This window comes from Acidovorax sp. (assembly GCF_046294525.1).
GTDB lineage: Bacteria > Pseudomonadota > Gammaproteobacteria > Burkholderiales > Burkholderiaceae_C > Acidovorax.
In genome coordinates, this window is sequence record NZ_JBKBKQ010000006.1 from 22,476 (window position 1) to 41,099 (window position 18,624).

Annotated in this window: 15 protein-coding genes and 1 tRNA gene; 12 read left to right on the forward strand and 4 right to left on the reverse strand. The window is 66.4% G+C overall.

Going from position 1 to position 18,624, the window contains the following annotated elements:
- The first annotated feature begins 24 nt into the window (after window positions 1–24).
- The 10 genes from ACK4HJ_RS08210 (at window position 25) to ACK4HJ_RS08255 (ending at window position 10,443) form a co-directional block, all read left to right on the forward strand.
- Window positions 25–1,176, forward strand: coding sequence for a branched-chain amino acid ABC transporter substrate-binding protein (locus tag ACK4HJ_RS08210; RefSeq protein WP_094290688.1), 1,152 nt, complete (start codon window positions 25–27; stop codon window positions 1,174–1,176).
- 34 nt (window positions 1,177–1,210) lie between these two features.
- The gene (locus ACK4HJ_RS08215) at window positions 1,211–2,146 is read left to right on the forward strand and encodes a 4-hydroxyproline epimerase (RefSeq protein ID WP_409829780.1); all 936 of its coding nucleotides are present in this window, start codon (window positions 1,211–1,213) and stop codon (window positions 2,144–2,146) included.
- A gap of 27 nt (window positions 2,147–2,173) precedes the next feature.
- A complete protein-coding gene (locus ACK4HJ_RS08220) occupies window positions 2,174–3,289 on the forward strand; it encodes an NAD(P)/FAD-dependent oxidoreductase (protein WP_409829783.1) in 1,116 nt (371 codons plus the stop codon).
- Entirely contained in the window at window positions 3,286–3,576 is a 291-nt protein-coding gene (locus ACK4HJ_RS08225) for a 2Fe-2S iron-sulfur cluster-binding protein (RefSeq protein ID WP_409829785.1), read from the forward strand. Before ACK4HJ_RS08220 ends, ACK4HJ_RS08225 begins: the two co-directional genes overlap by 4 nt.
- Entirely contained in the window at window positions 3,573–4,904 is a 1,332-nt protein-coding gene (locus ACK4HJ_RS08230) for an FAD-dependent oxidoreductase (protein WP_409829788.1), read from the forward strand. Before ACK4HJ_RS08225 ends, ACK4HJ_RS08230 begins: the two co-directional genes overlap by 4 nt.
- Before the next feature lie 103 nt (window positions 4,905–5,007).
- Entirely contained in the window at window positions 5,008–5,643 is a 636-nt protein-coding gene (locus ACK4HJ_RS08235; protein WP_409829791.1) for a TRAP transporter small permease, read from the forward strand.
- Window positions 5,644–5,657: 14 nt separating this feature from the next.
- The gene (locus ACK4HJ_RS08240) at window positions 5,658–6,923 is read left to right on the forward strand and encodes a TRAP transporter large permease (protein ID WP_094290683.1); all 1,266 of its coding nucleotides are present in this window, start codon (window positions 5,658–5,660) and stop codon (window positions 6,921–6,923) included.
- Window positions 6,924–6,985: 62 nt separating this feature from the next.
- Window positions 6,986–8,008: a TRAP transporter substrate-binding protein gene (locus ACK4HJ_RS08245; protein ID WP_409829795.1), complete on the forward strand. Its 1,023-nt coding sequence runs from the start codon at window positions 6,986–6,988 to the stop codon at window positions 8,006–8,008.
- Window positions 8,009–8,078: 70 nt separating this feature from the next.
- Entirely contained in the window at window positions 8,079–8,753 is a 675-nt protein-coding gene (locus ACK4HJ_RS08250; RefSeq protein ID WP_252660174.1) for a GntR family transcriptional regulator, read from the forward strand.
- Window positions 8,754–8,952: 199 nt separating this feature from the next.
- Window positions 8,953–10,443, forward strand: a complete 1,491-nt coding sequence (locus ACK4HJ_RS08255; RefSeq protein ID WP_409829798.1) for an NAD-dependent succinate-semialdehyde dehydrogenase — start codon at window positions 8,953–8,955, stop codon at window positions 10,441–10,443.
- Window positions 10,444–10,527: 84 nt separating this feature from the next.
- On the opposite strand, the gene ACK4HJ_RS08260 is transcribed toward ACK4HJ_RS08255, so the two are convergent.
- The 4 genes from ACK4HJ_RS08260 to ACK4HJ_RS08275 all read right to left on the reverse strand — a co-directional run bounded on the left by ACK4HJ_RS08260 (window position 10,528) and on the right by ACK4HJ_RS08275 (window position 15,272).
- On the reverse strand, window positions 10,528–11,688 hold the full coding sequence (locus tag ACK4HJ_RS08260; RefSeq protein WP_409829801.1) for an ROK family protein: 1,161 nt from the start codon (window positions 11,686–11,688) through the stop codon (window positions 10,528–10,530).
- Between the two features lie 193 nt (window positions 11,689–11,881).
- A tRNA-Gly gene (locus ACK4HJ_RS08265) sits at window positions 11,882–11,955 on the reverse strand.
- Between the two features lie 64 nt (window positions 11,956–12,019).
- Entirely contained in the window at window positions 12,020–14,032 is a 2,013-nt protein-coding gene (locus ACK4HJ_RS08270; protein ID WP_409829803.1) for a Cache 3/Cache 2 fusion domain-containing protein, read from the reverse strand.
- Between the two features lie 319 nt (window positions 14,033–14,351).
- On the reverse strand, window positions 14,352–15,272 hold the full coding sequence (locus ACK4HJ_RS08275; RefSeq protein ID WP_409829805.1) for a pseudouridine synthase: 921 nt from the start codon (window positions 15,270–15,272) through the stop codon (window positions 14,352–14,354).
- 273 nt (window positions 15,273–15,545) lie between these two features.
- Here ACK4HJ_RS08275 and ACK4HJ_RS08280 point away from each other — a divergent pair, with 273 nt between their 5' ends.
- Both ACK4HJ_RS08280 and ACK4HJ_RS08285 read left to right on the forward strand, forming a co-directional pair.
- A complete protein-coding gene (locus ACK4HJ_RS08280; protein ID WP_409829808.1) occupies window positions 15,546–16,091 on the forward strand; it encodes a hypothetical protein in 546 nt (181 codons plus the stop codon).
- A 122-nt stretch (window positions 16,092–16,213) separates the two neighbouring features.
- Window positions 16,214–18,607, forward strand: a complete 2,394-nt coding sequence (locus ACK4HJ_RS08285) for an AsmA family protein (RefSeq protein WP_409829810.1) — start codon at window positions 16,214–16,216, stop codon at window positions 18,605–18,607.
- Window positions 18,608–18,624 lie beyond the last annotated feature (17 nt).

The window sequence follows — 18,624 nt, forward strand, 5'->3', positions numbered from 1 at the left end:
TCACGCACACACAAGAGGTTTTCCATGACACGTGCATCTTTCGGATTTCGGACACTCACACCCGCAGCCATTGCGGCCCTGCTTCTGGCGGGCCACGCCCACCAGGCCAGCGCGCAAGAGCAGGTCATCAAGATCGGCCACAGCGGCCCGCTCTCGGGCCCCAACGCCTTCGCGGGCAAGGACAACGAGAACGGCGTGCGCCTGGCTGTTGAGGAGCTCAACGCGAAAAAGATCGTGGTCGAGGGCAAGACGCTGAAATTCGAACTCGTGTCGGAAGACGACCAGTGTGATGCGCGCACCGGCGTGAGCGTGGCGCAGAAGCTGGTGGACAGCGGTGTGAAGTTCGTCATGGGGCCGTACTGCTCGGGCGTGGCCATCCCCGCGTCACGGGTCTACAACGACGGCGGCGCCATGGTGTCCACCGTGGGCACCAACCCCAAGGTGACGGAAGGCGGCTACAAGAACCTGTTCCGCATCATCGCCAGCGACACGCAGATTGGCTCCAACATGGCCGTGTATGCAGCGCAGGTGCTCAAGGTCAAACAGGTGGCCGTGATCGACGACCGCACCGCCTTCGGCCAGGGCGTGGCCGACCAGTTCACGAAGGAGGCCAAGAAGCAGGGCCTCACGGTGGTGGGCCAGGAGTTCACCACCGACAAGTCCACGGACTTCCTCTCCATCCTCACCAGCCTCAAGGCCAAGCAGCCGCAGGCCATTTTCTTTGGCGGCTACGCGCCCCAGGCCGCGCCCATGGCACGGCAGATGAAGCAACTCGGCCTTACCGCCAAGCTGCTGGGCGGCGACACCCTGTGCAGCCCCGAGGTAGGGAAGCTCGGCGGCGAGGCCGTGAACGACACTGTGTTCTGCGCCCAGGGCGGCACCATGCTCGACAAGGTGGCCAACGGCCCGGCCTTCAAAGCCAAGTACAAGGCGCGCTTCAAGCTGGATGCCGACGCGTATGCCGCCTCCTACTACGATCAGGTGATGTTCATGGCCGACGCGATGCAAAAGGCCAACTCCACCCAGCCCGCCAAGGTGGGTGCACAGATGCTCCAATCCAGCCACCAGGGCGTGGCGGGCACCTACGCCTACGATGACAAGGGCAACCTCAAGCAGGCGCCCATCACGGTGCTGACCTTCCGCAACGCTGCGCCCGTGCCCCTGGCAAGTTACTGACCCCGTTCTCAGCCCTTACCCCTGAAACAACTCCATGAAACGCATCCAGATCCTTGACTCCCACACCGGCGGCGAGCCGACCCGGCTTGTCATTGGCGGTTTTCCGGACCTGGGCACTGGCACCATGGCCGAGCGGCGCGAGCGCCTGGCGCGCGAGCACGATGCCTGGCGCGCCGCTACCGTGCTGGAGCCGCGCGGTAGCGACGTGGTGGTGGGCGCGCTGCTCTGCGCACCGCAAGACCCTGCCAACGCGGCAGGCGTGATCTTCTTCAACAACAGCGGTTACCTGGGCATGTGTGGCCACGGCACGATTGGCCTGGTCGCATCGCTGGCCTACATGGGCCGCATCCAGCCTGGCGAACACCGCATCGAAACGCCCGTGGGCACGGTCACCACGACACTGCACACCGATGGATCAGTCAGCGTGCGCAATGTGCCCGCCTATCGCCTGCACCACCAGCTGGCGGTGGATGTGCCCGGCTACGGGCGCGTAGTGGGTGATGTGGCCTGGGGCGGCAACTGGTTCTTTTTGATCTCTGACCACGGCCAGCGCGTGGCCAGCGACAACCTGGAGGCGCTGATGCACTACAGCTGCGCCGTGCAGCAGGCCCTGAAGGACCAGGGCATTCGCGGCGACAACGGTGGCGAGATCGACCACATCGAACTCTTTGCGGACGACGACAATGCCGACAGCCGCAACTACGTGCTGTGCCCCGGCAAGGCCTACGACCGCTCCCCCTGCGGCACCGGTACCAGCGCCAAGATCGCCTGCCTGGCCGCCGATGGCAAGCTGCAGCCGGGCCAGGTGTGGCGCCAGGCCAGCATCATCGGCAGCCAGTTCGAGGCCAGCTACACGCTGCAGGACGATGGCAAGCTCATCCCCACCTTGCGTGGCCGCGCCTACATGAGTGCCGAAGCGACCCTGCTGATCGACGACGCGGACCCATTCGGCTGGGGCATCCGGCTGTAAACCGCCTTCTCCCACAGCGCAGGCCACATGCAAACCACCGACGTCCTCGTAATCGGCGCTGGCATCGTTGGCGCGGCCTGTGCCCATGCGCTCGTGCAGGCCGGGCTGTCGGTGCGAATCATCGATGCGCGCCTGGGCGGTGCCACGGCGGCAGGCATGGGCCATCTGGTGGTGATGGATGACAACCCGGCTGAGCTGGCACTGAGCAAATCGTCGCTCGACCATTGGCACGCCTGGGCGCCGCAGATGGATGCAGGCTGCGCCTTCACCGCCTGCGGCACGCTCTGGCTGGCTGCCAACGAGGCAGAGCGGCAGGCCGCACACGCCAAGCGCGCCACCTTGCAAGCACAAGGCGTGGCCTGCGAGATGCTGGATGCCGCCGCCCTCGCCCGTGCCGAGCCCGCGCTGCGCCCTGGTCTGGCGGGAGCGCTCAAGGTGCAGGGCGACAGCGTGGTCTACGCTCCGCGCGCCGCGCAATGGCTGCTGGACCAGGCCGCAGCGCATGGGAAAGTTGTTCTTGAACAGGCCGAAGCCACGCAGATCGACGGCCGCACCGTCACCCTGCGCGATGGCAGCCAACGCAGCGCGGGGTCCATCGTGCTGGCCAGCGGCTTCCAGGCCCCGCAGCTGTGCCCCGGCCTGCCGCTGCGCCCCAAAAAGGGCCACCTCGTCATCACCGATCGTTACCCGGGCACCGTGCACCACCAACTGGTGGAGCTGGGCTACATCACCAGCGCGCACCACAGCGATGGCACCTCGGAGGCCTTCAACGTGCAGCCCCGGCCCACGGGGCAGTTGCTGATCGGTTCATCGCGCGAGTTCGACACCACCGACGCGGCCGTCAACCACGCCGTGCTGGCACGCATGCTCCAACGCGCGCTGACGTACCTGCCCGGCCTGGCAGACCTGAACGCGATCCGCACCTGGACAGGGTTTCGCGCCGCCACGCCCGACAGTCTGCCCATCATCGGCCCGCACCCCGAGCGCCCCCACCTGTGGCTGGCGGTAGGACATGAAGGGTTGGGCGTGACCACGGCACCCGCCACCGCACAACTGCTGGCGGCACAAATCACCGGAAGCACGCCGCCCATCGACCCCAGGCCCTACGCGGCGCCACGTTTTGATTTGCGGGGTGCTGCATGACGCGTCCGGCAACCACCACCGTGCAGATCGTCGTGAACGGAGTCCCCCGGCAAGTGCCGGCGGGCACCAGCGTGGCTGCCGCGCTGGCGCAGCAACCGCCGGGCACCACCCGCACCTCCGTCACCGGCCAGGCGCGCGCACCGCTGTGTGGCATGGGTGTGTGCCACGAATGCCGCGTACGCGTCCACGGCCGCATCCGCCTGGCCTGCCAGACGGTGTGCGCCGACGACATGGCCATCGACACTGATGCGGGTATGGCCTCCGGGAGCGCTACGCCATGCCCATGAATCGCCCCACCCCCATGCACGAACGCTGCGACATCCTCATCATCGGCGCAGGCCCGGCGGGCATGGCCGCAGCCCTGGCCGCCGCCCCCAGCGGTGCAGTCATCACCGTCGTGGACGACAACCCCCAGCCCGGCGGCCAGATCTGGCGCGATGGCCCACAGGTGGCCCTGCCGCCGCTGGCGCAGCAGCATCGCGCCGCGCTCGCCCGGCACACCAACATCCGCGTGCTGACCGGCACCCGGGTGGTGGGCGTGGGCGCACTCCAGCCCACCGACAAGGCCCCCGCCCTGCTGCTGGAAGACGCCGACCGGGGATGGACCCAGCACAGCCACCGCATCATCCTGTGCACCGGCGCACGCGAGCTGCTGCTGCCCTTCCCCGGCTGGACCTTGCCCGGCGTGACGGGCGCGGGAGCGCTTCAGGCCCTCATCAAGGCGGGGCTGGATGTGCGCGGCCAGCGCATCGTGATTGCTGGCACCGGCCCGCTGCTGCTGGCGGCCGCCGCCACCGCCAAGCAAGCGGGCGCCACCGTGGTGCGCATTGCCGAGCAGGCCTCCTGGGCCGCACTGGCGGGCTTTGCGGCGCAGTTGCTGCGCTGGCCTGCCAAGGCGCTGCAGGCCCTCACGCTGCTAAATACTGGTTTGCGTGCCAACACCCATGTGCTGGAGGCACAAGGCACCACCCAGGTGCAGTCCGTGCGGCTGCGCAAGGGCACGCACGCCGAAGAATCCATCCCCTGCGACCGCATCGCCTGCGGCTTTGGTCTGGTGCCCAACACCCAGCTGGGCCAGTTGCTCGGTTGCACGTTGGGCGGACCCCTGAGCGGCGGCCTCGGTCTGGCCGTGGATGCGCAGATGCGCACCACGGTGGCGGGCGTATTAGCTGCCGGTGAAAACACGGGTTTCGGCGGCAGCGAACGTGCCCTGGTGCAAGGTGCGATCGCAGGCCATACAGCAGCAGGCCACTTGCAGCAGGCCCAGGCACTGCGCGCGCAACTCGCGCGCTGGGAAGATTTTGCCCAGGCGCTGCAGACCTCGTTTGTGCTGAACGAACAGCTCAAGGCCCTGCCCCGCCCCGACACCCTGGTATGCCGCTGCGAAGACGTGGCCTATGCCGACCTGGCCCCGCGCCAGGGCTGGATCGACGCCAAGCTGCACACTCGCTGCGGCATGGGCGCCTGCCAGGGCCGTGTTTGCGGCGCGGCCACGCAGCACCTGTTTGGCTGGACACCTGCCGCGCCCCGGCATCTGCTGACGCCTGCGCGCATCGCCACGCTGGCTGTCTGCGACGAGCCTACGCTCGAAGCCGCTGGCGCTCCGCCTGCCTGACGGGCGCACCGCGCACGGGATCACCAGGCACACCACGCAGGCACCTATCTTGCTTATAAATATATCAATCAGATATTAAAAACCACACCCCGCACACGGCCCCATGCCCTCATCCCACAGCCCCACCCCACCGCCCACTGCCACGCCGCGTACCCCTGTTCGCTGGGTGCTGGCGCTGTCCTCGCACATCCTGCGCGTCGAGCGATATGTACTCACCGGCCTCATGACGCTGCTGGTGCTGCTCATCCTGTTCAACGTCGGCACACGCTACTCAGGCATGCCCATCTACTGGGTGGACGAAGCAGCGGTCTACACCGTGGTGTGGCTGACTTTTGTGGGCGCCTCGGTGATGACGCGGCTGCGCATGGACTTTGCCGTGGGCCTGCTCACCGACCACCTGGGCCCGCGCAGCGCCAAGGCCGCCAAGGTGGTGGCCATGTTGGGTGTGCTGGTGTTTGGCGTAGCCATGCTGGTGATGTGCTGGGTGTGGATGGACCCGGTGGGCATTGCGCGCCATGGCTTTGATGCCAAGGAGTTTGCAGCCGAAAGCTTCAACTTTTTGTACACCGAGCGCACGCAGACGCTGAACTGGCCCACCTGGGTGCTGCAGCTCATCCTGCCGCTGTTTTCAGCCACGTTCACCGTGCATGCGCTGGCCAACCTGCTCGAAGACCTGGGCGCCGCTGAACGCGTGCAGCACCCGGGCTTTGACGTGGTCAATGCCGACGCCGTGAACTGACCTCCGAGGCCCCCATGCTCACCACCCTTTTCTTCCTCGCCGTGCTGATGGTGGGCGTGCCCATCGGGGTATGCCTGTGCCTGGCAGGCATCGTGTACATCCTCAGCATCAACAGCCCGGTGTTGTTCCAGTCCTTCCCCGTGCAGATGTTCGGCGGGGTGGACAGCTACGGCCTCATCGCCATCCCGCTGTTCATCCTGATCGGCGAGATCATGAACAGCGGCGGCATCACGCGCCGCCTGGTGGACCTGGCCATGGCCTTCATCGGCTCGGTCAAGGGGGGGCTCGCCTACGTCAACATCCTCGCCAACATGCTGGTGTCGTCCATCATCGGCTCGGCCACCGCGCAGGTGGCCATCATGTCGCAGGTGATGGTGCCCGAGATGGAGAAGCAGGGCTACGACAAGACCTTTGCCGCCGGGCTCACGGTGTACGGCGGCATGCTCGGCCCCATCATCCCGCCCTCGGTGATGTTTGTGGTGTTCAGCGTGCTGGCCCAGGTGGCCGTGGGCGACATGCTGATTGCGGGCATCCTGCCCGGCGTCCTGCTCACGCTGCTGTTCTTTGTCGTGATCGCGCTCATGGGGTTTGTCTACGACTACCCCCGCAGCGAAAAGCGCACGCTGGCCCAGCGCGCGCGCACCGCCGCGCAGGCCAGCCCCACGCTGCTGATCCCGATTGTCATCGTGGGCTCCATCCTGAGCGGCATTGCCAACCCCACCGAATCGGCCGCCGTGGGCGCCGTGGCCTCGGCCCTGGTGGGGCGGTTTGTCACCAAGGAGTTCCGCTTCAACGCGCTGCCGCGCATCCTGCTGCGCTCGGCCATCTACTCGGCCGTGGTGCTGTTCCTGGTGGCAGCAGCGGCCGTGTTCTCGTGGCTGCTGATCTACGGCAAGGTGCCGCAGATGGTGGCCGCCTGGGTGCAGACCGTGGCGCACGACCCGGTCACCTTCCTGCTGTTGGCAAATGTGATCCTGCTGGTGATCGGCACCGTCATCGACGGCATCCCCGGGCTCATCATGACCGTGCCCATCCTGCTGCCCATTGCCACGGAGGTTTATCACATCGACCCGCGCCACTTCGGCGTGGTGGTGGTCATCAACCTGGTGCTGGGCCTGATGTCGCCGCCCGTGGGCCTGAGCTTCTTTGTGGCATCGGCCGTTACCGGCGCCAAGCCCGGAAAGATGTTCATCGTCACCCTCCCGTTTTTCATCATCAGCTGTGTGGCGCTGGTGATGTTGTCGCTGTTCCCCAGCCTGTCGCTCGGCCTGCTCAAGTAGCGGGGCATGCCGTACGACAGATCCGTCCCCCTCCCAACGTTCTTTCACTCACGGAGTTCACCATGACGACCCAGCCCGCCCGCCCAGTCTCCCGTCGCCACTTCATCCAGCGCCACGCCGTGGCCGCAGCCGCCGTCACGGGGCTGGGCTTTCCGGCCCTGGCGCGGGCCGCCGACGCCAAGGAGTTCCGCCTGGGGCTGATCACGCCCGCAGGCCATTCGTGGAACCGCGCCGCGCTGCAGTTTGGCGAGGCGCTGAAGAAGGAAACCGATGGGCGCCTGAGCGTCACGGTCTTCCACTCGGGCCAGCTGGGCAACGAGGCAGCGATGATGCAGCAGCTGCAGTCCGGCGCGCTCGATATGGGCTGGATCCAGGCGGCCGAGCTGGGCACGCGCGTGTCCAGCATCGCTGCCATCAACGCGCCCTACCTGGTGCGCTCCACGCCCGCCGTGGCCAAGCTGGTCAAGCACCCTGCGGCCACCAAGCTGCTGGAAGTGCTGCCGCGCGAGACCGGCACCATTGGCTTGGGCTGGGGCATCACCGGCATGCGCGTCGTGTTCTCCACTAAGGACATCAACCTGCCCACCGACATCAAGGGTATGAAGCTGCGCATCAACCCCACGCCCGTGTACCGCGACTTTTATCAAATGCTGGGCGCAGCCCCCACGCCCATCCCCACGCCGCAGGTGTTCGATGCGATGAGCAACGGACAGGTGGATGGGCTGGAGGCCGACATCGAGTTCTCGTGGAACCAGCGCTTTGACAAGGTGGCCAAGACGCTGCTGCAGATGAATGCACTGTTCATGCCGTTCGCCCCCCTGGTCTCCGGCCGCATCTGGCAAGGCCTGGACGCCAAGGACAAGGACCTCATCCGCAAGCTGGTGGCTCAGTCGCTCGATGCGCAGATCAACGACATCGTGACCACCGAGGCCGGACTGATCGAGAAGTTCAAGGGCACGTCCATCGCGTTCAAGACGGCAACGGCGTTCAACCCCGACAGCACGATCCAGGAGTTCGACAAGCTGTGGCTGCCCAAGGCGCCGCAGATTGCCGAGCTGCGCAAGACAGGCGCCAGCCTGGCCTGATGGCAGCGGGGCCGCTACTGCAAGCTACTAAGATGCGGTCCGCAGCCCCGCCCCTCACACCCATCTCCCCATGACCACCCGCAGTGCATCCCCCCAGCGAGACCCCGCGCCCAAGCGGCGCGCGGCCGACGTGGCCTATGACGCCATCGAGGCCATGATCTCCACCCTGCAGCTGCAGCCCGGCTCGCCCGTAGTGGAGGCCGAAATTGTGGAAAGCACGGGCCTGGGCCGCACACCCGTGCGCGAGGCGCTGCTGCGCATGGTCTCCATCGGACTGATTGCGCAGCAGCCCCGGCGCGGGCTGCTGGTGTCGCACATCGATCTGGCCGACCACCTGGACGTGATCCAGACCCGCCGCGTGCTGGAGCGCCTGATCGCCTCCTGCGCCGCGCGCCGCGCCACGGCGCCCCAGCGCCAGGCCATCGTGCAGTGCGCCCAGAAGATGGTGGAAGCCGCCGCTCGTGGCCATCTGGACGACTACATGCAGGCCGACCACGCGCTGGACGTGGTGGTGCACCAGGCCAGCCAGAACCATTCGGCCGTCAAATGTGTGCAGCCGCTCATCGTGCAGTGCAGGCGCTTCTGGTACGCCTACCAGCACGAGGGCGAGGTATCCGAAGGCGCGCGCGCCCACATGCAGCTGGCCCAGGGCATTGCCAGCGGTGACGAAGCCCAGGCCATGGCCGGGGCCGAGCAACTGATGGAGTACCTGGAAAGGTTTGCGCGGCGCATCATCGACCGCTAAGCCGCACGGCCCAGCCACCTTCTACTATTTATTTGATAGCTTCTAGCGCTTATCCATCAAGCGCTACAGCCATTTTTATTCATATTCCTCAACCTGAAGCCTTCCGTGGCATTCCGGTGGCGTATTCCAAGGCGACAGCCTTGCACGCCGAATGGCGCTACCCTGCGCCCCTGTTCCTGCCCAGCCGATAAGAGACACCATGGACACCAAGACCTCCCCCCTCGCCCTGCTGAATGATCCCACCCTGCTCAAGACCGACGGCCTCATCAACGGCCAGTGGGTGGCAGGCAGCAGCCGCTTTGATGTGAACGACCCGGCCACGGGCCTCAAACTGGCCGATGTGGCCAACCTGGGCCCGGCCGACGCTGAGGCCGCCATTGCCGCCGCCAACGCCGCCTGGGGCCCCTGGAAGACCAAAACCGCCAAGGAGCGCAGCATCATCCTGCGCAAGTGGTACGACCTGCTGGTGGCCAACCAGGACGACCTGGGCCGCATCATGACCGCCGAGCAGGGCAAGCCCCTGCCCGAAGCCAAGGGTGAAGTGGCCTACGGCGCGAGTTTTGTGGAGTGGTTTGCCGAAGAGGCCAAGCGCATCAACGGCGAAACCCTGCCCCAGTTTGACAACAACCGGCGTCTGCTGGTGCTCAAGCAACCCATCGGCGTGTGCGCGGCCATCACGCCGTGGAACTTCCCGCTGGCCATGATCACGCGCAAGGTCGCGCCCGCGCTGGCTGCGGGCTGCCCCGTGGTCATCAAGCCTGCCGAGCTGACGCCGCTCACCGCCCTGGCTGCAGCCGAGCTGGCAATCCGTGCGGGCATCCCGGCCGGTGTGTTCAACATCCTGCCCGCCGACAGCGACAACTCCATCGCCATCGGCAAGGTGCTGTGCGCGAGCGACGTGGTGCGCCACATCAGCTTCACGGGCAGCACCGAAGTGGGCCGCATCCTGATGGCGCAGTCGGCCCCCACGGTCAAGAAGATTTCGCTGGAGCTGGGCGGCAACGCGCCCTTCCTGGTGTTTGACGATGCCGACATCGACAGCGCTGTGGAAGGCGCCTTTGCCAGCAAGTACCGCAACGCCGGCCAGACCTGCGTGTGCACCAACCGCTTTTACGTGCAGGAAGGCGTGTACGACGAGTTCGTGGCCAAGTTTGCGGCCAAGGTCAAGACAGCCAAGGTGGGCAACGGCTTCGAGGCCGGGGTGAACCAGGGCCCGCTGATTGAGGAAGCCGCGCTGGCCAAGGTGCAGCGCCATGTGGATGACGCGCTGGCCAAGGGCGGCCAGGTGGTCGCGGGCGGCCAACGCCTCACCGCCCTGGGCTCGGGCCAGTTTTTTGAACCCACGGTGGTCGCCAACGCCACGGCCGACATGCTGTGCGCCCGCGAGGAAACCTTTGGTCCCTTCGCCCCGGTCTTCAAGTTCAAGACCGAGCAGGAGGCCATCGACGCGGCCAACAACACCGAGTTCGGCCTGGCCAGCTACTTCTACAGCCGCGATGTGGGCCGCATTTTCCGCGTGACCGAGGCGCTGGAATACGGCATGGTGGGTGCCAACGTGGGCATTCTGGCCACCGAGCACGTGCCCTTTGGCGGCGTCAAGCAGTCGGGCCTGGGCCGCGAAGGATCGCACTACGGCATGGACGACTATGTGGAGATCAAGTACCTGTGCCTGGGTGACATCCAGAAATAGAGACAAAAGGAGAAGCGGCGGTAAGGATGCCGCTTCTTTTTTGATAGCTATCAGCGCTTATCCAGCAAGCGCCAGGGCCTAAATTCATTCAGATTTCTCGCCTGCGCGGTTGGTGTAGCTGGCGTTGCCCAGCCCCGTACCCACCGTCAATACGGCCCAGCGTTTCACGTCCTGCATGAAGGGCATTTCCGACAGGCCCTGCACCACCGCATCGTTGTGCAGGCAGATCTGCGTGCGGCCCTCGCCAATGTGGGGCAGCCGCTCGCACAGGTCGCGCGGCAGGTGAAAGCGGGTGCTCTCCCAGTTGCCGGGCAGGTTCTGCGTGCCCCCGGCGATGGAGCCGTCTTCGACGATCAGACCCGGGCAGGCCACGCCGATGTAGGGCGCCAGGCGGATCTTTTTCTTCTGCGCATGCTCGACCAGATCTTCGAGCATGGTGGCGATGCCCTCTACCAGTTCGTCGCGCCGGGGTTCGTCATGGGCGTGCGCCCATTTCTCGCGCCGCACCACTTCGGCCAGCGACATGTCGGGCGCCCTGTGCAGGTGTGTCAGCACAATGCCGCAGCGCACATTGGTACCGCCGATGTCCACCGCCAGGATGGCGTCGTAGCTTTGCAGCAAGGCCGGCGGGGCCAGATGCACCCAGCCGATCAGCCCGCCCTCGTCCGCGTGGTGGCGCAGGGTGCGCAGCTCCACCGGCACTTTGGCCTCTTTCAAGAGTGCGCGCACCCGTTCAATGGCGCGCCCACCGAATTCGCTTTGGTGAAAGCCCCCGCCCAGGATGACCCGTTCCACGCCCCGCCAGGTCGGCTGTTTCAAGAACCGCTGCACCACATCGGCCAGCTGCAGCGCATAGTCCTCCGACGCCTGCTCCACCGCCTGCGCGGCGGCGGCACTTTTGTCGGCCAGCGCGTCAATCTGCTTTTTGCTCAGCTCCCGCGTGGGCTTGCTGCCCAGCGGGTCCTTCCCATCCATCGACGCGTACAGCTTGCGCCAGGCCTCCAGCATGTGGCGAAACGCCGTGCCGCTGGCCACGTCGCCCACAAAACCATCCCCATCGCGCAACTCCAGGCTATAGCCCTCAATGATCACCGAGGCCAGCCGCATGTCGCCATGCGGGCCCAGAATGCCCAATTGGCGCTGGGCCTGGGCTTCCTTTTCTTCCGCGGCACGGGGCTTGCCGCCTTTGTCCTTGCGTAGGTCCTTGTCCTTGCGTGTGTCTTTGTCCGAGTCCTTGGATGCCATGGGTTCCTCAAGCGGTGAGCGCGCCCGGATGGGCTACCCCCGCATGGTGGAGCAGGGCCCAGGTCTCGCGCGTCAGCCAATGGCTTGACGTGCCCACGGCATTTGGATGGGCAGTGCGGAAGCAAAAGGGGGTAGCGGGAACCGCGGAAGACACTCAGCCGGGGCCCGGCTGGCAAGAAGACAAAGAAGCGACTGGAGCGGGTGAAGGGAATCGAACCCTCGTATGAAGCTTGGGAAGCTGCCGTTCTACCATTGAACTACACCCGCACAGCCGCGCATTATAGGCGGCGGGCGGGTGCCAACCGGGGCTTGGGGCCGCAGAACCCTCCGCTCAGCGGCCCAGCCTGGGGGCGGCTTTGCGCAGCGGCTCGGCGCCCGCGCCCTGGCCCAGATCGAACTGGGCGATGGCGGCCACCATCTGCTCGGCCTGTGTGCGCAGGCTGCTGGCGGCGGCGGCCATTTCTTCGACGAGGGCGGCGTTTTGCTGCGTGGTCTGGTCCAGTTGGGTGACGGCCTCGCTCACCTGGCCGACACCGGCGGTCTGCTCGTTGCTGGCGGCGCTGATTTCGGAAACCATGTCGGCCACGCGCTGGATGGAGCTGACCACCTCCTGCATGGTGGTGCCGGCTTGGTCGGCCAGCTCGGAGCCCTGCTGCACCATGGCGCTGCTGGCGCCGATGAGTTCCTTGATGGCTTTGGCCTCGGCGGCGGTACGCTGGGCTAGGTTGCGCACCTCGGCGGCCACCACGGCAAAGCCGCGGCCCTGCTCGCCCGCGCGTGCCGCCTCCACCGCCGCGTTCAGGGCGAGGATGTTGGTCTGGAAGGCGATGCCGTCGATGACGCCGATGATGTCGGCGATCTTCTGGCTGCTGGTGTGGATGTCCTGCATGGTGCTGACCACGCGGGACACCACGTCGCCGCCTTGCGCGGCCACGCGGCTGGCGTTGACGGCCAGCTGGTTGGCCTGGCTGGCGCTGTCGGCGTTGTGGCGGATGGTGGCACCCAACTGCTCCATGCTGGCGGCGGTTTCTTCCAGCGAACTGGCCTGGCTCTCGGTGCGGCCGGACAGGTCCTGGTTGCCTTGCGCGATTTCGTTGCTGGCGGCGGACACGCTGTCGGCGCTGGTGCGCACCGTGCCCAGGCTTTCGACCAGGCGCGTGCGAAAGCCTTCCATAGCCTGCGCCAGATTGCCGATCTCGTCGCGGGACTTCAGCGCCACAGCGTGCGTGAGATCGCCTTGGGCAAGATAGCCCAGCGCGGTGCTCAGCTGCTGCACGGGTGCGCCCACCAGGCGGCGCGTGGCGGCCACCAGCACCACCGTCAGCAATACCAGCGCCACCAGCACACCCATCCACAGCCATGCGAGCACGCTGCGCGCCTCGGCCATCATTTCGGCCACCGGGGCCTCGGCCACGATGGCCCAGTTCCAGGGCTTGTAGCGCTCTACCGCCATATAGCGTGTGGCGTTGTCGCCGTCGCCGGCGCGGCGGGGCGACCATGTGGATTCGAAGTCGCCGGTCTGCTCGATGGCCGCGAGCGATGTGAGAAAGGCCTTCGCGTCGTCCACCTTCTCGTCGAGCTTAAGACCTGCCTGCGCGCCTGCCAGGCCCTGCACGCTGCCCCGTGCGGGGCCGGACGAGATGTTGACCGCATACACCGCGCCAGTGGCGAACAGCTTTTGCCCCGCCATCACGGTGTTGAGCTTGCCCAGGATGGGGCCGATGTCCGAGCCGATGAAAAGGATGCCGATGGTGCGGTTGCCCTGCCGGATCGGTTCGTACACCGTCATGTATTCGCGGCCGAACAGGTTGGCCCGGCCGATGAAGGTTTTGCCCTCGTTCATCAACTCGTAGGCCGGGTGCTTGCGGTCGAGCAGGGTTTTGTAGGCGCGGTCGCCGTCCTGCTTCTTCAGCGAGGTGGTGACGCGTATGTAGTCGTCGCCTGTGCGCGCAAAGATGGTGGCCACGGCGCCCATGCTGTCCTTGGTGAACCGGTCCACCACCTCGAAGTCGCCGTTGAGCGATGCGCCCCCGAAGGCAAGCGTGGCCTCGGGTTGGCCATCGGCGCCCGGGGCCTCGCTGAGCGAAAAGTCGCCGCCAAAGTTGGCTTTGAACAGGGCGAAGTCCCGTTTGGCCTGCTCCTGCGCGGTTTCGTCGAACGTTTGCACCAGGGTTCGCAGTTGGGCCGCGTGCTGCTGCGCGTCGCCACGCGACAGGCGTCCAAAGTTCTGCCATAGCAAGGCGCTGACGATGCCCATGGTGATGAGCAGCACCAGCAGCAGGCTCAGCACCGCCGCCAGGGAGAGTTTGAACGCCACGGAGCGACGGTAGGTGGTGGAGGTCATGGTCTTTGTAGGTTGTGGGCCGCCGCCAAACCGCCCGGAATCAGCTCAACCGATGCGCAAACGTTTGCGCACCCAGAGCCGATCAGCGCGGGCAGTGCTTCGCATGCGCAGGCACATACCCCTCACATGGCGACAGACAACAAAGTTATCCCATCTGTTACCAAACAACAAGAACTTCGGTGCTTTTGTCCCGGAGGTCACAAGGACACCGGCGCGATGACCTTGCAGAAAGGCCAATGTAGTGGTAATCCCTATGTTGTCTGATGAGTTGAGTCCACTGCCGTAGTTTTCCGGGCTACAAGACGGGCCCCCCGCTGCTTCAAGACAAGCTCAGCCGCAGCGCACTCTCAAACACACGGTGCTCCCCCGTGAGTGGGTCTTCGAACGCCAACTCGCGCGCCAGCAGTTGCAGCGGGCGCGAGTAGTCGCCTTCGGGCGGATCGTTGACCTCGGGGTAGAACGCGTCGTTGCGCAGCGGCAGGCCTAGCGAGGCCATGTGCACGCGCAGCTGGTGGCGCTTGCCGGTGACCGGGGTGAGCCGGTATCGGGCCCACTCGCGTGACACTGCCACCTCCTGCAGTTCCATGCGGGTGTGACTGTTGGGCTGGCCGGGCACCTCGTGCATGCGAAAGAACTGCGGGCTCTCTTCCAGCCGGCTGTAATGCTCGCGCGGGAAGGCCACATCGGCGCGCCAGGGGGCGATCGCGTCGTAGTGCTTGGTGATCTGGCGGTCGCGGAACAGGGCCTGGTAGGCGCCGCGCGTGCGCTGCTGCACAGAAAACAGCACCAGCCCGGCGGTGTCGCGGTCGATGCGGTGCACCGGCGACAGCTCCGGCAGCCCGAGCCGGTGCTTCAGGCGCACCAACAGCGTGTGGTGCAGATAGCGGCCTGAGGGCGTGACGGGCATGAAATGCGGCTTGTCGGCCACCAGCAGGTGGTCGTCCTGGTAAACCACCGTTTCCGTGAATGGCAGCGCGGGCTCCTGATCCAGGTGCCGGTAGTAATACAGACGCAGCCCGCCCTGAAACGGCCGGTCGGGCAGCACGGGCGCGCCCTGCGCGTCCACCACGTCACCCGCCAGCATGCGCTCCCGCCATTCCTCTCGCGACACCACGGACAGCCGCTGCGCAAGGAAGTCCAGCACGCTGCTGCCGGGCAAGCCCTGCGCGGGCAGCACCACGCAACTGGGGCTCACGCCCGCGCGCAGCGGCAGCAGATCGGGACGGCGGGGGTGGGACATGGCGGGCGGATTGTAGGCGGCAAAAAGCGGCGGCGACTTACTACCAAATCAATAGCTTCCAGCGCTCACTGGATAAGCGCTAGAGGCCAAAAATGCTTCAAATCAAGTCAGCATGCTGAACCCTGTGGGCGGCGACTGGCGCCTGTTGAGGTGCTCGGTAAAAACACCAATGGCATCCCCAAGTGATCTGGTAACACTGTGTGACCAACACGGGGTGCCAGTTCGGTGCCCTCCTCTTCTCCTCATCAAGCGACAGACCATCCATTGCACCCCATGGCCGACGCCTCCATCGACCACCGCCACACCATCTACGCCAAGACGGCCTCGGGCCAGCAGGAAATTCAGACGCGTTCTCTCGGCCTTGCACCGCTGGTGCGGCGGCTTCTGCTGTTGGTGGATGGCCAGCGGTCGGGCAAGGACCTGGAGGTGTTCGTAGCGGGGCACGACCTGGCAGGCATGTTCGACGAGTTGATCGCCCATGGCTGCATTGAGCCCAAGGCGACCGCCCGCCCGGCGCCAGCAGCTCCCGCTGCGCCCAAGCCACCGGCGGAAGCGGCGGCGGACGACCTGGAAGACCTGCCTCCCGCCGACACCCGCTCGGCCAAAGAGCTGGACATGGCCCGCAACTTCATGACCAACACGGTCAACAGCATCTTCGGACACCACAACCGCATCTCGCTGCTGGAATCCATCCACGCCTGCCGCACCAGCGAGCAGCTGCGCCAGGTGTATCCCCATTGGGTGGAAACGCTGTCAGGCAGCGCCATCGGCCTCAAGCGCCTGCCTGAGCTGCGCGAAAAACTCTTTGTGGTTCTGTAGCGCGCTACGCGCTGCCACCCTCGGACTGCGTGTAGGACAACGGCGTGATCCGCCGTGCATGCGCGTTTGTCGCCTTTGTCTGATGCCGCTGGTGCGCTGCCCCCGCCTAGCATGGTGCTGCCATGCCAGAGCCCCATACCCCCGCAACGCCCCCCTCCTCCACTGCCGCGCCCGCAGGCCCTAGCCCACAGGCCCATGCCGCGCGGCCAGTCCGCAGGGTCCACAAGGTGCTGGCCATAACTCTGCTGTCCATCGCAGGGCTGGTGGTGGGCCTGCTGGTAGTGGCCACACTGGCACTGACTCAGCTGGAGCGCGCACGGCCCTGGGTGAACGACAAGGTCAGCGAGGCCACGGGTCGCAGGTTCGAGATTCAGGGCCCGCTGACCGCCACCTGGCGCTGGCCTCAGCCGCTGGAAGAAGGCTGGCGCCGCTGGATTCCCGGGGTCACCGTGACCGCAGAGCGTCTGGAGATGGACAACCCGGTGGAGTTCGCGCCGCCATTTGCATCCAAGCCCTCCCAGCCGTCCAAGGCAGACCCGACAACCGAGCCCCCGGAGACAGCCCCCGCCACCATGGCCCGTATCGGCAAGGCCACGGCGAGCGTCCGGCTGTGGCCGCTGCTGGCGCGCCACCTGTCGATTGACACGGTCGCGCTGCACCAGCCCGACATTGCGCTGGCCCGCACCGCAGAAGGCACCAACAACTGGACGTTCGCGCGCAAGGACCCCGATGCCCCCCGCAGCGGCTGGACCTTTGACGTGGACCGCCTGCTCATCAACGCCGGGCGCCTGGCCTATGCCGATGGGGTGAAGGACATTGACCTGCGCGCGCAGGTGGATAGCCTGGAGCCGGGCGACGCGGCCGAGGCTGCGGCATCTGCAGCGTCTTCCGCATCGTCGGCACCACAAGTTGCGGGGCAAGACAAGGAAACCCGCCAGGACAACGATGCAGCGACGCCGTCGCGGGGGGCGTCTGCCGCATCCGCAGCATCGTCCGCTCCCACCGCGCGGCACCGGACTGCGGCCACCGACTATGGCCTGCGCTTCACGCTGGAAGGCCGCTTGGCCAAGGCCCAGGTGGAGGGCAGCGGCCTGGCGGGCCAGGTGATCAGCCTGCGCGACAAGGTAGTGGACTACCCGGTGAAGGTGGAGCTTCGCGGCGGCAGCGTGGCGCTGTCGGCAGAGGGCATTCTGGCCAACCCCGGCGCGCTTTCGGGGCTGGACATGGATGTGGCGCTGCGGGGCGACAGCATGGCCGATCTGTACGAGGTGACGGGGCTGGTGCTTCCCAATACGCCGCCGTTCAGAACCCGCGGGCATCTGACCGGTAGCCTAGAGCCCGAACGCGCCGTGTGGGAATACAGCAACTTCCGCGGAAGGGTTGGCGAAAGCGATCTTCAGGGCACTCTCAAATACACCTCTGGCAAGCCGCGCCCGCGCCTCACGGGCACCATGACGTCGCAGCAGCTGCGCTTGGCAGACCTGGGCCCCACCCTGGGCACCAACAAGCCCGACAACAGCAACCGGGGCCGAGACGCGGTGGGCAAGGGCCGTGGCAAAGTGCTGCCCGACTCGAAGTTTGCCGCCGAGCGCTGGAACGCGATGGACATGGACATCGTCTTCAAGGGCCGCCACATCATCCGCCCCGAAAGCCTGCCCCTGCAGGACCTGAGCGTGCACGCGGTGATGGAGAACGCACAGCTCAAGCTGGCGCCGCTGACCTTTGGGGTGGCCCAGGGCCGCATCGAGTCGCAGGTGAGCATTGACGGACGCGCGCCGCCGCTCAAGGCGCAGATCCGTGGCACGGTGCAGGGACTGCAGCTGTCCGAGCTGTTCCCCAAAGTGCAGCTCATGAAGAAAAGCTTTGGCCGCATGGACGGCGCGATTGCGCTGAGCAGCCGGGGCAACAGCGTGGCCGGGCTGCTGGGCCAGGGTACGGGCGAGATGCGGCTGTATGTGCGCGAAGGGCGCCTGAGCAAGCAGATGTTGGACCTGGCGGCACTGAACGTGGGCAGCATCATCGTGGGCCGCCTGTTTGGCGAGAACCAGGAAGTGCACTTGCGCTGCGCCGTGGCCGACTTCACCGTGGTGGACGGCCTGGCCACCACGCGCGTGGTGAAGATGAGCACCGACGACGCCATCGTGGAAGCGACGGGCACCATTGACTTGGGCACGGAAGAGATGAACCTGCGCATCAAGCCCGAGTCGCTGGAGTGGAAGTTTCTGTCTTTGCGCTCCCCGCTGTACGTGAAGGGTACGTTCGGCAACCCGGACATCGGCGTGGAAGCCGGTCCGCTGCTGTTGCGCGCAGGCGCCGCAGTGGTCGCCGCCGTGGCCGCACCGGCGGCGCTGGCATTGGTGCCCATCACCGTGCCTGCGGCCGACGACGACACGCACTGCAAGCCGCTGCTGGACTTGGCGCAGCAGCCGGTCAAACCCGGCTCGAAGGGTGCGGCGGGCACCGCGTCGCAGGCCGCACGGCGTGCTGCAGGCGGTGCGTCGGCGCCGGCGCGTTGAGGACACGGGGCGGGGAA

What these genes read in the sequence shown, in the direction of transcription:
- ACK4HJ_RS08240 (WP_094290683.1), top strand. Translation starts at nt 5,658, where the DNA reads ATGCTCACCACCCTTTTCTTCCTCGCCGTGCTGATGGTGGGCGTGCCC.
- ACK4HJ_RS08280 (WP_409829808.1), top strand. Translation starts at nt 15,546, where the DNA reads ATGGCCGACGCCTCCATCGACCACCGCCACACCATCTACGCCAAGACG.
- ACK4HJ_RS08210 (WP_094290688.1), top strand. Translation starts at nt 25, where the DNA reads ATGACACGTGCATCTTTCGGATTTCGGACACTCACACCCGCAGCCATT.
- ACK4HJ_RS08285 (WP_409829810.1), top strand. Translation starts at nt 16,214, where the DNA reads ATGCCAGAGCCCCATACCCCCGCAACGCCCCCCTCCTCCACTGCCGCG.
- ACK4HJ_RS08250 (WP_252660174.1), top strand. Translation starts at nt 8,079, where the DNA reads ATGACCACCCGCAGTGCATCCCCCCAGCGAGACCCCGCGCCCAAGCGG.
- ACK4HJ_RS08235 (WP_409829791.1), top strand. Translation starts at nt 5,008, where the DNA reads ATGCCCTCATCCCACAGCCCCACCCCACCGCCCACTGCCACGCCGCGT.
- ACK4HJ_RS08230 (WP_409829788.1), top strand. Translation starts at nt 3,573, where the DNA reads ATGAATCGCCCCACCCCCATGCACGAACGCTGCGACATCCTCATCATC.
- ACK4HJ_RS08255 (WP_409829798.1), top strand. Translation starts at nt 8,953, where the DNA reads ATGGACACCAAGACCTCCCCCCTCGCCCTGCTGAATGATCCCACCCTG.
- ACK4HJ_RS08245 (WP_409829795.1), top strand. Translation starts at nt 6,986, where the DNA reads ATGACGACCCAGCCCGCCCGCCCAGTCTCCCGTCGCCACTTCATCCAG.
- ACK4HJ_RS08225 (WP_409829785.1), top strand. Translation starts at nt 3,286, where the DNA reads ATGACGCGTCCGGCAACCACCACCGTGCAGATCGTCGTGAACGGAGTC.
- ACK4HJ_RS08220 (WP_409829783.1), top strand. Translation starts at nt 2,174, where the DNA reads ATGCAAACCACCGACGTCCTCGTAATCGGCGCTGGCATCGTTGGCGCG.
- ACK4HJ_RS08260 (WP_409829801.1), bottom strand. Translation starts at nt 11,688, where the DNA reads ATGGCATCCAAGGACTCGGACAAAGACACACGCAAGGACAAGGACCTA.
- ACK4HJ_RS08275 (WP_409829805.1), bottom strand. Translation starts at nt 15,272, where the DNA reads ATGTCCCACCCCCGCCGTCCCGATCTGCTGCCGCTGCGCGCGGGCGTG.
- ACK4HJ_RS08215 (WP_409829780.1), top strand. Translation starts at nt 1,211, where the DNA reads ATGAAACGCATCCAGATCCTTGACTCCCACACCGGCGGCGAGCCGACC.
- ACK4HJ_RS08270 (WP_409829803.1), bottom strand. Translation starts at nt 14,032, where the DNA reads ATGACCTCCACCACCTACCGTCGCTCCGTGGCGTTCAAACTCTCCCTG.